Source organism: Paenibacillus roseus, from assembly GCF_016424485.1.
Taxonomy (GTDB): Bacteria; Bacillota; Bacilli; order Paenibacillales; family Paenibacillaceae; genus Paenibacillus_D; species Paenibacillus_D roseus.
Map to the genome: position 1 here is coordinate 1 of NZ_JAELUP010000038.1, position 20,614 is coordinate 20,614.

16 protein-coding genes are annotated in these 20,614 nt (G+C 45.4%); 11 read left to right on the forward strand and 5 right to left on the reverse strand.

Translation table 11 applies throughout. The features are described 5' to 3' along the window. Positions 1-310: 310 nt before the first annotated feature. The 6 genes from JFN88_RS10375 (at position 311) to JFN88_RS10400 (ending at position 6,252) form a co-directional block, all read left to right on the forward strand. A complete protein-coding gene (locus tag JFN88_RS10375) occupies positions 311-538 on the forward strand; it encodes a hypothetical protein (RefSeq protein WP_199019255.1) in 228 nt (75 codons plus the stop codon). 525 nt (positions 539-1,063) lie between these two features. After that, positions 1,064-1,849 carry a methionine ABC transporter ATP-binding protein gene (locus JFN88_RS10380; protein ID WP_199019256.1) on the forward strand — a complete coding sequence of 262 codons (786 nt, stop codon included), beginning with the start codon at positions 1,064-1,066 and terminating at the stop codon, positions 1,847-1,849. Then, positions 1,846-2,514 (forward strand): methionine ABC transporter permease, encoded by a 669-nt coding sequence (locus JFN88_RS10385; RefSeq protein ID WP_199019257.1) that lies wholly within the window; start codon positions 1,846-1,848, stop codon positions 2,512-2,514. Before JFN88_RS10380 ends, JFN88_RS10385 begins: the two co-directional genes overlap by 4 nt. 72 nt (positions 2,515-2,586) lie before the next feature. Beyond that, on the forward strand, positions 2,587-3,474 hold the full coding sequence (locus tag JFN88_RS10390; protein WP_199019258.1) for a MetQ/NlpA family ABC transporter substrate-binding protein: 888 nt from the start codon (positions 2,587-2,589) through the stop codon (positions 3,472-3,474). Positions 3,475-3,889: 415 nt separating this feature from the next. Then, positions 3,890-6,046 carry an outer membrane protein assembly factor BamB family protein gene (locus JFN88_RS10395; protein WP_199019259.1) on the forward strand — a complete coding sequence of 719 codons (2,157 nt, stop codon included), beginning with the start codon at positions 3,890-3,892 and terminating at the stop codon, positions 6,044-6,046. 47 nt (positions 6,047-6,093) lie between these two features. Further along, on the forward strand, positions 6,094-6,252 hold the full coding sequence (locus JFN88_RS10400) for an NUDIX hydrolase (RefSeq protein WP_199019260.1): 159 nt from the start codon (positions 6,094-6,096) through the stop codon (positions 6,250-6,252). Positions 6,253-6,465: 213 nt separating this feature from the next. On the opposite strand, the gene JFN88_RS10405 is transcribed toward JFN88_RS10400, so the two are convergent. The 3 genes from JFN88_RS10405 to JFN88_RS10415 all read right to left on the reverse strand — a co-directional run bounded on the left by JFN88_RS10405 (position 6,466) and on the right by JFN88_RS10415 (position 10,574). Next, on the reverse strand, positions 6,466-7,677 hold the full coding sequence (locus JFN88_RS10405) for a GNAT family N-acetyltransferase (RefSeq protein ID WP_199019261.1): 1,212 nt from the start codon (positions 7,675-7,677) through the stop codon (positions 6,466-6,468). Positions 7,678-7,803: 126 nt separating this feature from the next. Continuing rightward, positions 7,804-8,760 carry an AI-2E family transporter gene (locus JFN88_RS10410; RefSeq protein WP_269846539.1) on the reverse strand — a complete coding sequence of 319 codons (957 nt, stop codon included), beginning with the start codon at positions 8,758-8,760 and terminating at the stop codon, positions 7,804-7,806. A gap of 437 nt (positions 8,761-9,197) precedes the next feature. Beyond that, positions 9,198-10,574, reverse strand: coding sequence for an MFS transporter (locus JFN88_RS10415; RefSeq protein ID WP_332908462.1), 1,377 nt, complete (start codon positions 10,572-10,574; stop codon positions 9,198-9,200). 114 nt (positions 10,575-10,688) lie between these two features. Between JFN88_RS10415 and JFN88_RS10420 the strand changes: the two genes are divergently transcribed. Beyond that, on the forward strand, positions 10,689-11,036 hold the full coding sequence (locus JFN88_RS10420; RefSeq protein WP_199019262.1) for an ArsR/SmtB family transcription factor: 348 nt from the start codon (positions 10,689-10,691) through the stop codon (positions 11,034-11,036). A 405-nt stretch (positions 11,037-11,441) separates the two neighbouring features. Next, complete coding sequence (locus tag JFN88_RS10425; protein WP_199019263.1) at positions 11,442-14,789, forward strand: discoidin domain-containing protein; 3,348 nt, start codon at positions 11,442-11,444, stop codon at positions 14,787-14,789. A 63-nt stretch (positions 14,790-14,852) separates the two neighbouring features. Here JFN88_RS10425 and JFN88_RS10430 read toward each other — a convergent pair whose 3' ends face one another. Then, complete coding sequence (locus JFN88_RS10430) at positions 14,853-15,470, reverse strand: TetR/AcrR family transcriptional regulator (protein ID WP_199019264.1); 618 nt, start codon at positions 15,468-15,470, stop codon at positions 14,853-14,855. 179 nt (positions 15,471-15,649) lie between these two features. Here JFN88_RS10430 and JFN88_RS10435 point away from each other — a divergent pair, with 179 nt between their 5' ends. Then, positions 15,650-17,158, forward strand: a complete 1,509-nt coding sequence (locus tag JFN88_RS10435) for an MDR family MFS transporter (RefSeq protein ID WP_233167679.1) — start codon at positions 15,650-15,652, stop codon at positions 17,156-17,158. A gap of 122 nt (positions 17,159-17,280) precedes the next feature. Here JFN88_RS10435 and JFN88_RS10440 read toward each other — a convergent pair whose 3' ends face one another. Beyond that, positions 17,281-18,045: a MurR/RpiR family transcriptional regulator gene (locus JFN88_RS10440; RefSeq protein ID WP_199019265.1), complete on the reverse strand. Its 765-nt coding sequence runs from the start codon at positions 18,043-18,045 to the stop codon at positions 17,281-17,283. Positions 18,046-18,312: 267 nt separating this feature from the next. On the opposite strand from JFN88_RS10440, the gene JFN88_RS10445 reads away from it, so the two are divergent. Beyond that, positions 18,313-19,098, forward strand: coding sequence for an SDR family oxidoreductase (locus JFN88_RS10445; protein WP_199019266.1), 786 nt, complete (start codon positions 18,313-18,315; stop codon positions 19,096-19,098). Positions 19,099-19,132: 34 nt separating this feature from the next. After that, positions 19,133-20,614 (forward strand): FAD-binding oxidoreductase, encoded by a 1,482-nt coding sequence (locus JFN88_RS10450; RefSeq protein ID WP_199019267.1) that lies wholly within the window; start codon positions 19,133-19,135, stop codon positions 20,612-20,614.

Consider the following 20,614-nt stretch of genomic DNA (forward strand, 5'->3'; position numbering starts at 1 on the left):
ACGGTACTCTCGGCTATCTTACCCCCGTACAAGCTAGAAAAGTGCCCTCATAATTGTTGTTCAGTTTTGTGTTGACAATCCAGGGTACGAAAAACACGACGCGAAAAGCAAACAGACAACTGAAATCTGCGCGGATAGGTTCCTAGATCATTTATTTCAAAACTAGGTAACGAATAGAGTCACAATTGGATAAATTACATAGAATAATAGTGTAAGGAACCCTCGATACAACACTTTGTTTCTTTTGAAGACAATGGAAGAGAAGGGGAAACGATTGAAAATAACTTCATCACTTAAGGAGGCTAAATGTATGGAAGATTCTAAGGGATTCGTGGCATTTCCTGCTGAGGTTTTGTACCCGGGCGGGGGAAATAAGAGGCAGTATTATAATCAACTAAGTGATTCAGTAAAATCTGGTGTAGGTTTTCCATCGGGAACAACTGTTCAAACTGCTTGGATATCTAGTCAAGAAGACCCTAAAACTTTTTCAACAGAATTGCATAACGATGGGATAAGATCTGGATTGCTAAATAGGTAGAGTTCCGCTCCTTAAACAGGATACATTTATTCTACAAGCCCTTATTTCGTATTATTAGGTCAACCAGAAATTTCTGGCTGGCCTATTACTGTAGGTGCTTTAAGATGGCGGTAGCCGGGAAAACGCGCCCTTATTTTTCTGTCCAACTTAGTGTAGCCGATCCATGTTGCGCTGAAAGCTCTCTTGGGCCATCATTTATTCCTCCAATTTAATATTCTATACATACGATATGCATGATCGGACATTAATTTAGCACTTTATATATACTTAGGAATTTTAAACTTTTAATGGGATTTTATCCGATATCTATTGACGTTTGGAGGTAATACTTCTATACTATGAAAATAAGTCATACTAAATCAATAGGAATAATTAAATTTATGAACACAGCTATTGACCGGCAAACCGGAGATGCTGACTACTTATAGGGTCGGTGTCTCCTTTTTGTATTTGTATGATGAAAGATAAGGGTGTCCATGAAAAGAAAGAATGGCAGAAACTGCAGACAGGAGGGAGGTTAAAGCATTGATTGCCGTAGAGGGACTTAGCAAGAGCTACAAAACCGTTCAGGGCCATATCAAGGTGCTGGATGACATTCAGTTGAACGTAAGCAAAGGAGACATCTTCGGCATTATCGGTTTTAGCGGCGCAGGAAAATCTACGCTGATTCGCTGTCTGAATCGGCTTGAGGAGCCTGACACCGGGCGCATACTTATCGGAGACGAGGATATTACCGCTCTGCAGGGCAAAGCGCTTCGCAAAGCGAGACAGAAGATCGGCATGATCTTTCAACAATTCAATCTGCTGGACTCCAAAACCGTTTACCAGAATGTTGCATTTCCGATGGAGGTCGCTGGACATGACAAGGCCCAGATTCGCAATCGGGTCAGAGAAATTCTGAATCTGGTTCAGCTATCCGACAAGGAGAACAACTATCCGTCGCAGTTAAGCGGCGGGCAAAAGCAGCGGGTCGGCATCGCGCGAGCCCTTGCCAATGATCCGGCTGTGCTGCTTAGCGATGAAGCGACTTCGGCGCTGGACCCGGAGACGACATATTCCATTTTGGAGTTGCTTAAGGACATTAATCGCCAGCTCGGATTAACCATTTTGCTCATCACCCATGAGCTTGATGTGCTCCAGCATATTTGCAATCAGATGGCTGTCATTGAGAAAGGGAAAATTGTGGAGACAGGCACGGTCGACAAATTGTTCTTCAACCCGGAAAGCCAGACGGCTCAGCGCTTTATCAACATTGTGAACCTTTACAAGCACAGAAGGTATGCTGTGGAAGGGCTGGGTGCGGGCATATGAAAGAAGATTTGTTTGAATTGCTGCTCGTAGGACTTGGGCAGACCCTCTATATGGTGGCATGGTCGTCAATCTTCGCAATTTTGCTCGGCTTGGCCTTGGGCATTACGGTCGTCATAACGGAAAAGGGCGGTATTTTGCCAGCTCCGCTTGTGCATAAAATTACCGGTACTTTCATTAATACGGTGCGCTCGCTACCCTTCATCATTCTGATCGTTCTGTTGCTCCCGCTATCCAGACTCATTGTCGGGACCTCGCTTGGACCAACAGCAGCTATAGTATCGCTGTCCATTGGTGCAGCGCCGTTTCTGGCGCGTATTATTGAAAATTCATTGAAGGAAGTCCATTCGGGAAAAATTGAAGCGGCCAAAGCTATCGGGGCTTCTCCTTTTGTCATCATCTTCCGAGTGCTTATTCCCGAGGCGCTCCCTGCGCTTGTACGCGGACTGACGATTGCCGTCATCGCAATTACAGAGTTTACAGCTGTTGCTGGAGCTATTGGAGCGGGGGGACTTGGAAGTCTGGCAATCCGTTTTGGGTACCAGCGGTTCCGGGAGGACATTTTATTTGCCACCGTCCTCATTATTATCCTGCTTGTGCAGACGATCCAGTGGTCAGGCGACTATGCAGCCAAGCGTATCGAACGCAAACGCTACAAGCTGGACTAGCAACATGTATTCATTATGAGCATCGTATACAAATTTAAAATCTTATAAATGAGCAGAAAGCAGGGATTTACCATGAAAAAGAAACAAACCTATATCTTAGCTGCACTTATACTTGTGTTTACATTGGCAATAACGGCTTGCGGTTCCAGTTCCAACACAGGCAGCACGACAAACAACAAGCCTGCGCAAAAGGAAGCTGATACCGGCGCTACAAATGCAAAAACGGAGGAACCCGCAAAAAAATTAACACTCAAGATTGGCGCAGCTGCCGTTCCACATGCGGAAATTTTGAACTTCGTCAAGCCAAAGCTTGCGGAGCAGGGTGTCGATCTGGATATCGTCGTCTTTGACGATGAAGGCCAACTGAACCCGTCGCTGCATGAAAAGCAGATTGATGCGAATTACTTCCAGCATGTGCCTTACCTTGATTCTGTCAAGACAGAAAAAGGCTATGACTTTGCAGTAACGACGAAGGTTCATGTCGAGCCGATCGGCTTTTACTCGCAAAAAATCAAGTCTATTGATGAATTGAAAGACGGCGCGCAAATCGGCATTCCGAACAACCCTTCCAACGAATATCGCGCGTTGGTGCTGCTGCAGGAGCAAGGTCTGATCAAGCTGAAGGAAGGACTTACTACTTATGAAGCCACACCTAAGGATATCGTGGAAAATCCGAAAAATCTGAAGTTTGTGGAAGCCGATTCCGCTACTCTGCCACGGGCGCTGCCGGATGTGGACGGTGCCGTTATTAATACGAACCTGATTCTCGAAGCCGGAATTGATCCGAAATCTGCGGTTTTCCGTGAAAATGCGAACTCTCCTTATGCTAACATCATTGTGGTGCGCAGTGGAGATGAGAACCGCGAAGAAATCAAGAAGCTCGACGCAGCCCTGACAACACCTGAGGTGAAGAAGTTTATTGAAGAGAAATACGGTGTGGCGGTTGTAGCTGCATTCTAATTCTGGCGGATATTTGAATACTTGATTTAATAAAAAGCAACGGTCGTTTCTGCATAGAGCAGAGCGGCCGTTTTTTAGGTAGAGGACTTAAAATCAGTGTTTGACAAACAGGAGAAAGCAGCGAAGGGCAGTGCCCCGCAGCGTTCCCTCCCCTGGAGATCAAGCAGTAATTTTGGTTCTGACACAAGAATTTCTTCCAAAATATGCAACATATCCTTAGGAATGCCCGTTAATAGTATCGGAATTCTAAAACATGATTGTTGTGAAGGAGATGGAGATGTCTATGAACACGTCTCGGATTCGGTACCGCATGTTAGGCATTCTTTTGTTAATTCCGCTTTTCTTTCCCCTTCTTCCGGGCGGCTTCGAGGCAAATACAAATGCTCTCCCCATTGAGAGCTTACCGGAGGTTCAGGTGGCAGCAGCAAGAGAAACAGCCACAACTAACGAGACTGTGGAACATGTAGTTCTGGGACCATTCTCCCCTCTGTTCAAAGAACCGTTGACGGAGAATAAATCGGGGAATGCCCAGATATGGGGTTACAGGGATGTAGAAGTGACATATGTTCTCCAGGACAAGAAAGAAGAATGGCTGAAGGTCGACAGCTATTACGGCGAGGTCTGGGTTCCCTCGTGGTATGCGGACCCGAACGCGCAAGCAGGAGTCAACATTCACAGGGCCGTCAATCTGAACCTCGCCGCCGGAGCCGAGTTGCACTTATTCCCGGACAGCAAACTGAAGTGGAAGGCGGCAGAATGGCTGAAATCCACTTCGAATGAGCCCGGCAGCCTCAATCTTACGCTGCTGAGATGGAAGGACTGGTACGGCATTATTATCCCGCCGTCGACTGTAGATATCATTTCCGGTTATAATTCGGAATTCCGCTTTCCTAACCGACCGCTACTGCTTTGGGTGAACAAATCGAATATTGAAAGTGAGTCAGCGGTTCAAGGAGGAATTTTGCAAAGAACAAATCCTATTGCAACCCAAACGGTTTACGACATTACCGAAGTCATTTTGCGGCCTGGAACCCAGAGCGAACAAATCCGGGGCATACTAGGCAAACCCAACCGGGTAGAAACTTCAGGAAATTTGAATATGACCGGGGAGCCAATGCGCCTTGGCGACAACTGGCGTTATGAGCGGGAAGACGGACAGCTTATTATTATCTTTTCCAAAGAAGGCAAATTGGAGCGGTTCAATTGGAAGCTTTCCAATCCTGATTACGCGTACAAGCCCGGACTCATCCCCGTTGCAGATTCGCAATCCATCAAGGCGGTTTGGCGTGCTGAGGGAACGCTATCCTTCAACTATTTGCATGAAGCTGCAGGAGATGTACTAATTTTGTATGGAGATGACGGGGGGTACAGCGGGGGCCATTATGATTCCAATTTATACGCCGTCAGCCGTACGACTGGCAAGAAGCTGTGGCAGCTTGATCTAGGCTATTCAGGCGCTAGCACTACGCTGGATCGCGACGGCAAACAACTGACAGTGCTCTACAATAAGCCCGATCCGAAGACGAAGGAATTCGAGCCGTACATTCGGCGAATACGAGTGGCGGACGGAAAGGCAATCTGGGAAAAGAAACTGCATCAAGAAGAACAAGAAGGATATACCTGGTTGACAGGTACCGCAGGCGTCATTGCCATTTACACGGAGATTCTAGAGCGAAACGGCGGCAAACTGACCGTATGGGATGCTGCAACCGGAAAACCGAAGTGGAAGAAAAACATGAATGCATCCTTTCACATGTTGCCGGCCGGCAAACACGACAAGTACATCCTGATTGTTCAAGATCATACTATTCAAGCGTTGGAGCCGGGAACAGGTAAAGTCGCCTGGAAGCTATCTGGCAAGAAGCGGCCGGAAAATTACAACCAACCTGCATTCATTGCTCCTGACAATTATCCGATAGCTCCTAATGAAGTGAAAAGATGGATTTACGTAGGTCTAGAACAACTTTATGTTGATTTGAGAACGGGAAAAGTGCTCAGCCGCTATACCTTTGGCGAAGGTCAGAACACTTCAATCGAAGCGATTGATGACCGATACTGGTTGATATGCAAGGCACAGGATGCCAAAAATTTCTGGGACGCCAAGCAGTTTGCAACGTCCTTGTATGACGCAATAGAACGCAAAACGCTATGGGAAATCCAGGGTTTGGCTGAAGGGGGAGCTGTCGACAACGACAACGTATACGTGGTGCTGGATAAGCTGCCTGCGGCACTGCGAAAATCCGACGGCAAGATTAAATGGACGATCAAGAACAAACAAGTTGCAAGCGTACTGTCCTCTGGCTCAAGCTACAAGAGAAATATATACGACCCGCCAGCTCTATTTTTTGCAAAGGGAGACCTTCTGCTGCTTGCCTATGGGGAAGACCTGCTGAGTATTGATAAGAAGAAGGGCAAAATCAACTATCGGATCGGCGATATTCTGCTCGAATACCCGGATATGATGGCCTCGTATACTCGCGGCGGCCTGGTGAATGAGGACGAGCGATATTTATATCTCGGCTCTGCCAATGGCTCATTCACCAAGATTGAGAAAAGCAAGTTGAGGCCTTAGGCTAATAAAGCATTCGGAGGGATAGGTATGAATTATGAATGGCTGGAATGGACAAAAAATTTCATCATCACCCTCCTGAACCGTATCATGTCTACAAGCTATTTATTGCTTGTGCGATTATTGGAGGGGAGGCCCAAGGCGGCTTGGAAACAAACGATGCAGCGTTCTTTGAAGAGGATGATCTGCCGGATTTACTTATAAAGTGAGAGGTATTCAAATAAACCCTTCACGCACACATCATTCATGTCCCGAATTCGTATAGACACAAATTAAACAAGCTGACACCGGAAGTACCAGTGCCAGCTTACAGTCGAAGCTTCTCCAATCCGGGAATGCGCCACGGAATAGATAGCGGAAAAATCCTCTGCCACGCAGTGTTCCCCGCGCTACAAATCACGCACTGGTTTTGATTGTGAACCTCAAAAATAATCCGAAAAATAAGGCGTCTCCTGATCAATCATATCTTCAAGCTGTTCTACGGTTTCCAGACTGCACACAAGACGCCCGATCCTGTGGAGATAATCCGGCCGCTTGTAGCTGAACAGCATCGTGGTCAAGGTGCGGATATCAAGCCGGGTTGCATCCCGGTCTCCGCCGCGGGTAAGCGTGGCTTTGCCTTCCGTAGAGACATGTACGGTAAAGATACCCTGATTCCATTCCAGCAGCGGATCATCCAAAGTGAATGTCCATATGCGCGGCTCTGTATGCGGTTTGAACGGGTATTGGGAAATAAATTGCTCGACATCAACGATCCGCGCCATAAAATAAGGCGAGATTGTCTCCTTAATATCCGCATCCTCGAGTAAAAAGGCGAGCGGCTCATGCGTGTAGGTATTGCCGATTACCTTGGACACCATGGAAAAATGTGCGCTGATGAAATTCCACAGTCCGCTCCGTGCTTCCTCATCGACAAATACCAATTCCTTGATATGAAAGACCTCATTGGATATCCAGTACAACAAATAGCCCTTCGGCTTTCTGTCGCTGTCGTAATAGATCGCTGCTGTCAGATCCTCAACATCCCAGCGCCAATATTCGCCCCAGGCCAGCTCGTTGCGGATCATCGCCGCATGATTCGCGTAAGCAAATCGTTCATAAACAACCCGGATATCTTTGTGCTGAATATCTACGCGCTCGACTTCCCCAAGCACCGCTTTAATTTTCGGAAGCTGGAAGTCATTGACCTCAAACGTCATTTTATCTGAGATAATCTCCCAGCCTTTACGCCGATAGTAGGGGACAGAGTAGGGGAATAGATAGGAAATTGACTGTTTGCGCTGCCTCATATCCGCCAAAGCCTGGCGCATCAACTTGTCCATCAGACCCATATTCGCATATTCGGGATATGTTCCGACCCCGGTCAGCCCACCCATATCATACGTCTGGTTGAAAATTCGGACCTGGAACGGATAGACCGCAAGCTGGGAGACCAGCTTATCACGGTCAAACCAGCCGATAACATCCGCCTGCTCCAGAACAGGAAGCTTGGCAAGGGCAATCTCCCGTGCTTCCCAGCCAACCTCCTTCAGATCATGATTGGTGACCTGAAATACATAACGCAACAACTGGTTAAACTCGATTAAATGCTTGGGTTCAAGCTTCTTCATTTTGAGTCTTTTCTCCCGACTCATAACTATCTCTCCTAAATGTGTAAAAATGTATAATGATCGCAGTTGAAAAATCTTTCCTTTTTCAATCTTATAACCAGTATACGTGATCATAAAGCAATGGGTCAAACCAGTCAAAGCCGCAATTAATTATGATACATGCTCCTGTTTGCGCTTTTGATAAAAGCGATATAGCTTTACCACTATGATTTTTACAATGAGATAAAAGGGGATGGCCGTCATAATGCCGACAATGCCGCCGATCGAACCGGCCACGAGTAACAGAGTGATGGTTGTCATCGGGTGAATATTCAGCTTCCTGCCATAGATATGCGGCGAAAGCAGATTTCCTTCGATTTGCTGCGCGGCGAAGTGAATCACAATAACCCAGATCGCCATCGAAGGGGCATCGATAAATGCGACGATCAGCGCCGGGATCAGGCCGATTATTTGACCGATATACGGAATCAGATTCATTAGAGCGGCAAATAACGCCAGCAGCAGGGAATACGGCAGATCGATAATGAGAAATCCGATGTAAATCATTCCGCCAAGCAAAAGACAAAGTGTAAACCGCCCAAGAATAAATTCGCTCAATATCCGGTCAATTTCCAAAAGCATGCCGCTCAGATCACGACGGTACTTACCCGGCGTTAGTCTCAAACTTTTACGGTAAAATTCCTGGTCCTGCTTTAGCAAGTAGTAGAGCATGATCGGGACTGTTCCGGTGACAACCACGATAGTCGTGACAAATGATACCGCTCCAGAAACATAGGCAGAAGCCGCATTTATGCCATCGGCAATGTATTCCGAAAGTTTGGACGTCAGGCTCAAATTATTGAATTGCATCCCTTGAAGCAGCCCATGCTGCTGGAGTTGGGAGAACTGTTTCTGAAAGTCAGCGGCAAGCTGCGGAAGGCTGTTCACAAAGCTGTTCAATTGCTCACGCAATGTAGGCCAGACAAGAAAAAAGAACAGCGTGAATAGTCCGGTGATCATCCCGTACAGTATTAGAATAGCAAAGGCTTTGCTATTCTTCACTTTCTCCAGCCACCGGATCGCAGGACGCATTGTATAGTAAAAGAAGATTGAGATCAGGACAGGCAGGGCAAAACCGTCCGATCTTCATCTGAACCCCTCCACTCCCTGAATCAGGGACGCATATGGAGGATTTATACCCGATGCGTCCGATTCTTAAACGCATCACAGTGTATGCGTTTCTTGGAAGGTTCAGTCCAATCCGGCAGGGCGCAGATATGGCTAATCCTCAGTATTCGTGTGGCCAACTGTGCCCCACAAGTACAGCAGGAGAACAGAGACAATTACAACAGTGAGCGGAGCAGCCAAAAAGATGAATAAAGCCATACCCGCCTCCTTTCTGTCGTCAGACATCTTTTATACAAAAGTGTTGTTTACTGCATCTCCTTATGTTTTCCATATGTAGCCTCAGATATGCCGGACTGGCACCTCCTTTACAGAAGCAACCGCAAAAAAAAGCCCAAGAATCCGTTAGGATAGCTTGAGCTTGATCGCTTGCAAGTAGACTATGTGGTTTGAGGGTCGCGAAACGCATTACGAAGGTAGACAACGGAGCACAGAATTGCAATCAGAGCAACGGCTGTCAAGCCCCAATATATATTGCTGTACGCACTGGCAAGCGGAAGATCTTTCTGCAGGACCATGACCGCCGCCGTTATAGCTACGCCAAAAGCTCCGCTGAAAAATTGCAGCAGCTGATACAATCCCATTCCAGACCCCACTTGCGATGGGGGAAGAATTCTGGACATTTCATTGGAAATGCTGCTCGATAATGTTGTAAAGCTCATACTCATGATCATATAGATAAACAGGATAGACAAATAGGACGTTCCTTCAAATAAGGCAAACAGGATGACCGATGACAGCAGAACTAATGGAAAAATGCGAAGAATAGCACTGTTGCCGCGGGCATCAATGAAGCCCCCGACTTTACGCGATACGAAAATCGCCAGCAATGAACCGGGAAAAATGACGAATCCGGCTTGAATGACGCTCAGGCTGTATTGCTTTATCAAAATTTGCGGCATCAGGAACAGGGTCGCGAAGCTGCACAAATAAGCTGCGACACCGATAAACCCTAAGACCAGATAAGAACGGTTGCCGAATAAAGCCGGTAGCACAAACGGATCTTTTGCTGTACGAATTCTTAACACAAACAGATATATGGCAAGCAATCCGATCAAGAGCACAATCCAGGAATGATTGGTCAGGAACAGGAGAAGACCTGTTGTCCCTATGCTAATGAGCGAAGCGCCCAATAGGTCGAAGGAGCCTTTTTTCGCCTTTTCCTTGGGAAATAATAAAAGGTACAATGGAACAAGCAACAATGTAACCGCGGTAACGATGAACAAGATTTTCCAGCCTAAATAATTAACAATTGCGCCTCCCAAGACAGGGCCAATTCCAAGTCCCAAAGATAGAGATGACATAATCATCGCCATTGCCTTGCCCCGCCGCTCCAGCGGAACATACCGTGAGAGCAATACCAGAGCCAGGGACAGAACGGAACCGGCGCCCGAGGCTTGCAAAATGCGAACCATGAGCAGCACGATAAAGCTGTTGCTAAACAATCCTAAGAAAGACGCCAGGCTTAGTGATAATATCCCGATCACAAAAAGTCTGCGTATAGGCACGAAGTCAGCCAAGCGGCTATACGTAATAGATGAGATCGCGAATACAATGGAATAACCGGTTACGATCCAGGAAGCCAGAGAAGCTGACAAAATGAATTCCTCCTGAATGACAGGCAAAGCAAGGTTAAACATCGTCGTATTCATTATGACGAGGATAATCGTAATACCGAGCAGCAGCAATACGCCCCCTTCATTAATAGCGCTCTGCTTCCCATTTTCTATTGCAACTGACTGCGTATGATCTTCCACTGCATTCACTCCAATCAAGTTCTATAATTCGATTATTATCGAACGATAGAATTATATCATCGATTATGTTATCATGCAATCATGAGTCTTTGTAAAAAAAGGGGGAGGTTTACCATGAAAATCCTACACCATCCGGACCGTTCTGAGCTGAATTTATCGACCGTGCTTTATGCGCTTAGCGACCCTATCAGGCTGTTGATTGTATCCAAGCTTCGAAATGGTGAGGAACGATCATGCGGGGACTTCGAGCTGCCGGTTGTGAAATCAACAGCATCCCATCATCTTCGTACCTTGAGAGAATCTGGAGTTATTCATGTTCGCATACAAGGAACTCAGCGTTTGATGACCATTCGCACAGATGATCTGGAATACCGTTTTCCCGGTCTACTTGAAGCAGTTTTGGGAGCCTATGAGACGTCAGAGGAAAAGCAAAACCTTCTTCACACCGAACAGCCGACATAATCACTGTATTAAATAGTTGAAGTTCTATGTCCCTGACAATCACTATCGTTATCCGTGTTATACGGAATTATGAAGTGAGAGCAGGGATTTTTTATGTTGAACGAGGAAAGGATGTCGAGCTTTCGATTCTATCGTGTAGCGCGGGAGTCGTATGAATTTTACTTCAATCAATTGGAAACGCATACATTTTTCGTAGAAACACCACTTATAGCTGAGTAGAACATTTTTTATAATAAAGTTATAGCCAATGAAAGGAGGATTGTTTGTCCACTTGAAGCACAAAAGGGAGGGGATCTTACGCAAAACTGACCAATTAGATAATAGTTATCAGATATCCGTTGTTACCGCTACCATTAAATGAAAACATGTTGTATTCAAACTTCTTTCCATTTAAGGAGGAACATAATGCGTAAATCAATTATCGCATGGCCGCTTATTGTAACGATGGTTTTATCCAGTTTTTTCATATCTATCGGATCAATTCAGCCAGTCATTGCCGCAGGCGGGCCGAACCTTGCACAGGGAAAAACAGCAACGAGCAGCAGCCAAGTGCAAAATTATGGCGCAAGCAATGTCAACGACAGCAATCAGGGCACATATTGGGAGAGTTCCAATAATGCCTTCCCGCAATGGGTTCAGATCGATCTGAGCGCACCTGCAAGCATTGACCAGATCGTGCTCAAACTGCCGTCCGGCTGGGGTACTCGTACACAAACCCTGTCTGTTCAAGGCAGTTCCGATGGGTCTTCCTTTACAGACATCGTCGGGTCCGCAGGATATAATTTTAACCCTTCTACTGCGAACAATTCCGTGACCATCAACTTTTCTGCTACAACAACTCGCTATGTACGCTTGAATGTAACCAACAACACAGGTTGGCCGGCAGCACAGCTATCCGAATTTGAAATCTACGGGACAGACAACACGAATCCCGGACAGCCGACCGGAAGCAATATCGCAATCGGAAAACAGCTCACAGCAACTTCCACTACACAAAATTTCGTAGCCTCTAATGCTAATGACGATAACACCAATACTTATTGGGAAGGCAGCGGATTCCCTAGTGCGCTGACACTCGATCTGGGCGCCGACCACAACATTACATCCATTGTATTGAAGCTCAATCCGGCTTCAGCGTGGAGCACGCGTACGCAAACCATCCAGGTGCTCGGTCATAACCAAAACACCACGACCTTCAGCAACCTGGTATCCGCACAGCCCTATACGTTTAATCCGGCAAGTGGCAATACGATAACCATCCCGGTAACCGCAACGGTTAAACGCATTCAATTGAACATTACATCCAATACAGGCGCCCAATCGGGCCAAATTGCCGAGTTTCAAGTCTTTGGCACACCTGCAGCCAATCCGGACCTGACCATTACAGATATATCCTGGTCTCCAGCTTCTCCAAATGAGAACAGCAGCATTACCTTGAATGCAACGGTTAAAAATATCGGCAACGCTGCATCACCAGCGACAACGGTCAACTTCTACCTGAACCAGTCGCTGGCAGGCACAGCTTCTGTAAGCGCACTTAATGCCGGGGCTTCTGCAAATGTATCCGTAAATGCCGGTTCCAAAAGCGCTGCTTCCTACACGGTAAGCGCTAAAGTGGATGAGAACGGTACTATAATTGAGCAAAACAAAGCCAATAACAATTATACTCATTCTTCACAGCTTGTCGTTGCACCAGTTGCAAGCTCCGATCTTGTCGGAACATTGTCCTGGACACCAGGCGCACCGGTAGCAGGGAATACCATTAATTTTAACGTTAACTTGAAAAATCAGGGAACTATCGCTACGACAGGCGGCGCACACGGCATCACAGCCGTCATTAAAAATGCCGCCGGCACAACGCTACAGACGCTAAGCGGTACTTACAACGGCGTACTTGCTCCGGGCGCTTCGGCGAATGTAAGCTTGGGTACCTGGACAGCATTAAACGGAAATTTCACGGTTACAACAACTGTTGCGGCTGACGGCAACGAGATATCCGCCAATCAGAACAACAATGTGACGACAACGAATCTCCCGATCTATTCTGCCCGTGGTGCGAGCATGCCGTATACGAGATATGACTCCGTTGATGCAAGCCGGGCCGGCGGGGCAACCGTAAAAACTGCACCGACATTCGATCAGGCTCTGACAGCGTCTGAAGCTTCCGGTCAACATTACATCGCGCTTCCAAGCAACGGTTCATCTCTCCAATGGACAGTGAGACAGGGCGAAGGGGGAGCAGGGGTAACGATGAGATTCACGATGCCTGATTCCTCAGACGGCATGGGACTAAGCGGGGCGCTGGATGTTTATGTAAACGGTTCAAAGGTCAAAACCGTGCCTTTGACTTCTTACTACAACTGGCAATATTTCTCCAGTGACCACCCGCAGGATACACCAGGCTCAGGACGCCCGCTGTTCCGCTTTGATGAAGTACACTGGAAGCTGGATACGCCGCTGAAGCCTGGCGATATCATTCGTATCCAAAAGAACAATGGGGACAATCTGGAGTATGGCGTTGACTTTATTGAAATCGAGCCGGTTCCGGATCCGATTGCGCGTCCGGCGAATGCTGTCTCGGTAACAGACTTTGGTGCTGTGGCCAATGATAACCAAGATGACCTTGCAGCTTTCGAGGCAGCGGTTGCAGCTGCTGTTTCCCAGAACAAAACGTTATACATTCCGGCGGGCACCTTCCATCTGGGCAATATGTGGAAGATCGGTAGCGTCCAAAATAAAATCAACAACCTGACTGTCGTTGGCGCCGGCATCTGGCATACGAATATTCAATTCACCAATCCAAACCGTGAATCCGGCGGTATTTCGTTCCGTATTCTGGGCAAGCTTGATTTCAGCAATGTCTACATGAATTCCATGCTGCGCTCACGCTACGGCGAGCAAGCCGTGTATAAGGCGTTTATGGATAATTTCGGAAAAAACTCCATCATCCATAATGTTTGGGTCGAGCATTTTGAGTGCGGCTTCTGGGTTGGCGACTACGCTCATACACCTGCCATTTATGCCGATGGACTGGTCATTGAGAACAGCCGGATTCGCAATAACCTTGCCGATGGCGTTAACTTTGCCCAAGGCACGAGCAATTCGACGGTTCGCAACAGCAGCATCCGCAATAATGGAGATGACGGGCTGGCCGTATGGACGAGCAACGTCAATGGAGCGCCGGCAGGGGTGAACAACACTTTCTCTTACAATACAATCGAGAACAACTGGCGCGCAGCGGCTATCGCCTTCTTCGGCGGCAGCGGCCATAAAGCGACGAACAATCTGATTAAAGACACAGTGGGAGGCTCCGCTTTCCGTATGAATACTGTGTTCCCGGGATACCACTTCCAGAACAACACGGGCATCCTGTTCTCGGATACGACCATTATTAACAGCGGAACAAGCAAAGACCTCTATAACGGGGAGCGGGGCGCTATCGACTTGGAGGCATCAAACAATCCGATTGTCAATGTGACCTTCACAAACATTGATATTCTGAACACACAGCGCAGCGCAATCCAGTTCGGATATGGCGGCGGATTCCAGAACATCGTGTTCAACAACATTAATATTAATGGCACCGGACTTGATGGGATTACAACTTCCAGATTCTCCTCGCCTCATCCAGGTGCAGCCATCTATACGTACACCGGCAATGGCTCTGCGACGTTCAACAACTTGACGACCAGCAATATTGCGCATCCGAATACAAATTTCATTCAGCCTGGATTCAATCTAACGATTAACTAGACTAGGCGTCAACAGGAGATGTTCTACGGAGCATCTCCTGTTTTTTTGTGTTTATAAATGATTCTATGTGAACAAACGGATAATCCCTTGTTTAATCTCCTCTTTGGCGGAACCATGCACTTTTTGCTGGAAGAGATACATGTCAGGGCTTAATACAGCCAGCAGGGCAGTAGTCGTAAATTGAATGTCGGTATCAACAATTTCTTCATTGTCTACCGCCTCGGACAGCAGTTCGCTAATAATAGCGCTAACCCGTCTAAAGAACGGGTGCTCAAATTGTGTAAGCTGCTTCTTGCCGGTAAATTCCGTTTTGATCAGATGGAGCAATTCTCCATGCTGGTCGATAAAATCAACAATCTGTCCGATGCTGTCTTTCAACCGTTCCAGTGCAGGGCGTTCGGCCTGCGATTGCTTTGTTCCCAGCTCCAGTTGCGTCAAGAATTGTCCGGTGCTATGCCGGAGCAAAGCCGAACAAATCTCACCCTTATCAGTAAAGCGGCGGTAAAGGGAGCCTTGTCCGATTCCGGCCCGCTTGGCAATGCTGTGCATGCTTACGTTTTCCAACCCGGATTCTTTAAAAAGTTGGGCAGCAGCGGTCAAAATGCGCTCCAGGTAAGGATCGTTGGACGGGCTATCCACTGTAAACATTTGAGTAGAGGATGCTTCCTCTGTTTTTTTCATATAAGCCTCCTTAGAAATTCACACATCTATATTCTGAGCATTCAAGAAGAGAATTGACAGTGCGGACAATTGTCCGTATACTTGGAAATGCTTACCCGGACAATTGTCCCACATTTATTATACGGATAACTGTTCAATAAAATCAATTATGGGTGGAAAGTCCAAAGGAGGAAAACACATTGGAATATACGGTCAAGCCGGATAGTGAATTTCGGATTAGGAGCATCCTGATCCCGCTGATTGCGATTATCGCCGGCGTATTTATGGTTGTGCTGGACACGACAGCAATGAACGTAGCTTTAACGACACTGGTGAAGGATTTCAATTCCAGTCTGACGACATTGCAGTGGGTTGTAACTGGGTACATGCTGGCGCAGGCTACAGTCATTCCGCTTTCCGGCTGGCTATCCGACCGCTTCGGGGCCAAAACTGTATTTTTGAGCGCGATTGTCCTGTTTACGATCGGCTCCATTTTGTGCGCGACGCCAAGCAGTGCGGAATGGCTGATCGTGTTCCGTGTCATTCAAGGCCTTGGCGGAGGCTCTGTAATTCCCGTTGCAATGGCTTATGTATACAAGTTGAGTCCTGCCAACAAAGTTGGCGTCGTGATGGGCATTATGGGAATTCCCGTATTGTTCGCTCCGGCAATTGGCCCTGTATTATCCGGTTGGCTGGTGGAATATCATTCCTGGCGCTGGATTTTTCTCATTAATATTCCGATTGGCATCATATGTCTGATCATAGGAATGAGCAAGCTGCCGAAAGTAGAGCGGACCCAAGTAGCGGGTATAGATAAACTGGGCATTCTGCTTGGACCTTTGGCCTTCGCAGCCTTGTCTTATGGAGTTACTCAAGGAGCGGATAGCTGGACATCTGCAAAAACATTGGGAGGACTCGGGATCGGCGCTGTGGCATTGGTTTTGTTTGTCATTGTGGAGCTGAGATCAAAGACCCCATTGCTTGAATTGCGCGTGCTTCGCTCCATCGACTTTAGCGCGGGGATTTTAGTACAGTGGATTGCGCAGTTTGCGCTTTATGGCGGACTATTCCTGATGCCGCAATTTCTTCAGCAGGCGCGCGGCTTTGGCGCTTTTGATACAGGATTGACGATACTCCCGCAAGCTATTGCTTCGGCAATCGTCATGCCTATTGCCGGCATGCTGTTCGATAAAATCGGTGTGCGCTGGCTCGTCGTCGGAGGACTTGGTCTGGTGTCTACGGCGCTGTATCTGTATTCGCATGTCAGCCTTACGACGGAATCACGGGATATCATTTTGCCGCTTATGATGTGCGGGGCAGGGATGGGGCTGATCGTCATGCCCATGAATACGCATTTGCTTAATAAAGCGCCCAGAGACCTGGTAAACCGCGTAACCTCTTTGACCAATTCCATGCAGCAAGTCATTAGCTCGCTGGCTATCTCTACTCTGGTAACGCTGCTGACCTCCAGAGTTGCCGCACGCGCACTTGAGATGAAGGAGTCTGCCGCTGCAACAGGAGCAAATTCAGCAACTCCTTCCCCGGATGCCGTCGAACTGGCAACCCGAACAGTAATGACGCAAGGTTTTGGCGATACATTTTATATCATGATGTTTGTTGCTATAGGCGGTGGTCTACTTGGTTTGCTGCTGCGCAGAGGCAAGAAATCGGAAGAGAAAAACCTGCCTAAGGAAATTATGCACGGGTAACTGAAGGCAAACGTAATCCGATGATATTCATTGGTTCATTGGCAACGAAGGAATAAAGAAGAGCCCTCGCATAGCGAGGGTTTTTTAGTATGAGATGAGAAGATGTCACCTAATTTATGATTTCATTGCCCCTCTTTGTGTCCACTACTTAAATGAACTTCAGTTGCAGCATTTCGTCCCGCCATTAATCTGGAAATAACTTCCTCTATAAAAATAAAGAACACCGTCCGAGTTTTTTCGAAAGCCAATAAATCATTACTTTGGGTATATTTAGTTAAGTAAAATATATTATCAATATCTAAAGCTAAAGCCAAAGAGTTGTCATACTCCTCTAAAATTAACATGATTTCAGTCCCGCTTGGCTTTATTGAATGGAATAAATCGTTAAAAGAAGCAAACTTTCCGGTTACTGAAAAAACAATTAAAAGGGTGTCTTTATCCACTAAATTTTTGGTATACGTTTCACTTTGGGATACATATATACTTTTTTCTGAAACAAGAGCGAGCTTATATGAAAAATATTGTGCGCAAATAAATGATGGCCCTAGTCCGTACAGAACAATTTTGTTGTATTTATTGTAAATCTTCAAAAAATTATCGATCAAAACAGGATTGAAGTTTTCGATAATTTTTTGAAGTCGTTCAAGCTCAGTTGACTTTGTAATGCTTGGTGGAACAATTTGCTGCCCTCCAAAATGCTGCTTATACTGTTTGAAATTTTCAAACCCTAACTTTCTTACATATTTCGATATTTGGGATGACGAAACATTACCTAACTGAGCTGCTTCCAGTATTTTAAGATTATTATTTTGTTTAAGAATTTCAGTAATTTTGTTATGGACAGAAAGCTCCAGTTGACTCAATTTGTTGATATTGATATTTAACATATGTCCTCCTTTCCAAATCAGCTTCTTCGTTTTCGATTTCATCTTGTATTACTAAATTTTAAAGAAGCTGCCGTGTTTGTCAAGTGAGTAGACAGCTTTTCTTTACGAATATAATTTTCACATATTATCATATCAAACTTCAATTTTATCTAGAAATTTTCTTTATAACAGCAAAATTAATCGATTATTACGAAAATTTTCATTGATTACGCTTTCTTTTTGTGATAACCTGAGTAAGAAATCAAATGTGATGGGTAGGTGTACAACTTGAACAATGATATTAAAGATTTTTCGCTAAACTTTTTTAGCCTAAAAGGAAAAGCTGCCGTTATTACTGGGGGAAACTCAGGACTCGGGCAAGGCTTTGCACTGGCACTTGCGAAAGCAGGAGCAGATATCTTTGCAGTCAGTATTGCTGATGATCATGATGTAACTAGAAAAATGATTGAAGCAGAGGGCGTAAAGTACCATCTTATGATTGCAGATATTACGAAAGATGGCGTCTGCAAAGAAGTGGTGGAAGCGTGTATTAGAACCTATGGAAAAATAGATATTCTCATGAATAACGCTGGCATTTGCATTAATGAACCAGATGTAACGAAGTTTACAAGAGCTCAATGGGATAAAATGATTGCGCTTAATTTAACAGCTTGCTTTGAATTATCGCATGAGGCAGCTAAATATATGATTCCACAAAATAGCGGAAAAATTATTAATACCTGTTCTTTGTTCTCTTACCTTGGGGGACAATGGTCACCGGCATACGCTGCAAGCAAGCACGGATTGGCCGGGTTTACTAAAGCCTACTGTGATGAATTAGCTCAATTTAATATTCAAGTTAATGGTATTGCGCCTGGATATTTTGCTACTGAAATTACAACGGCGACAAGAGCAAACGAAGTCGCTAATCAACGTATTTTAGATCATATCCCTGCAAATCGATGGGGCAATATTTTGGACTTAATGGGTACGGTAGTTTTCCTGGCTTCAGATGCTTCCAACTATGTAAATGGCACTTTAATCAATGTGGATGGCGGATACTTGGTTAGATAAGATAAAAGCTTTAAATAAAGGAGAATGAAATACTATGAATAAAGAACAATTGCTGCAAGAGTTGAAGTCTATTATTCCAGCGGAGCAAATCAATACAAATGATGAGGCGCTTTATGATGCAGCTGCAGACCGTTATAAAAAATATGCAAAAGCTAAAAAAGTTCTTGATGTTCCCGTTCCAATAGCGATTGTATATCCGTACTCAACAGAAGAGGTGCAATCACTTTTACTGTTCTGTAATGAGCATCAAATTAATGTTATTCCCAGAAGCGGAAAAACAGCTACAGAAGGCGGACTTGAAAACTGGAAAGATAAAACTTTAGTCATCGATGGATCGAAAATGAATCAAATTATTAAGATTGATCCTTATAATATGCAAGCCACTGTACAAGCGGGTGTCGTCCTGCAAACGCTAGAGGATGAGCTGCGTAAAATTGGTTATACTACAGGTCACTCTCCACAGTCCAAACCGGTAGCACAATATGGTGGATTATTAGCCACTAGAAGTATTGGCCAGTTTTCAACTTTGTATGGCGCTATCGAAGATATGGTTATAGGTTTAGAATGCGTATTTCCTAACGGCCACATTTCCAGAATAAAAAATGTTCCAAGAAGAGCTGGCGGGCCAGATATTAGACATATTGCGATTGGCAATGAAGGTACGCTATGTTATATAACAGAAGTGACAGTCAAAATCTTCAAATATTATCCTGAAAACCATGTTTTCCATGGGTATCTCATAAAAGATGTGGATACAGGTATCTATATTTTGAGAGAAGTGATCGCCAACGGATTTAGACCTTCGGTTGCTCGCGTCTATTCTGAAGAAGATGCAAGACAGCACTTTGCACATTTCTATAAGGATAAGTGTGTTTTGATTTTCATGTCAGAAGGACCACAGGGCATTGTAAAAGCAACTGTAGAGGGAATTGAAGAAGCTGTTGCTAAATTCAAAGATAATGTCATTGAAAAAGTGGAAGACCGTTTAATTGAAAATTGGTTTGGTCACTTGAATTGGACGCAACAAAACATTGATAATGAAATCCAGGGAATGATTGAGCATAGCAAACATGATGGATTTACAACAGAAGTATCTGCAGACTGGGAAAATATTATTAAGATTTATCACAATGTTATGAATAGAGTAAGAAATGAGTTTGATAGAATTGAAGACATAACGATGCTTGGCGGACACTCCTCCCATAGCTATATTAATGGAACCAATATGTATTTTGTATACAACTATAATATTAACTGTGCGCCGGAAGATGAAATGAGAGTTTATCATCACCCCATTCATAGTATTATTATCGAGGAAACATTAAAGCTTGGCGGCTCAATGTGCCATCATCACGGTATTGGTAAGTATCGTACGCAGTGGACTCAAGATGAGCATGGTTCAGCTTACTATATGTTGGAAAAACTAAAAGAAGCATTTGATCCTAATGGCATTATGAATTTCGGTACAATATTCCCTCAAGCGGAAGGGTTGAAATTCATTAAGGGAAGAGACTGA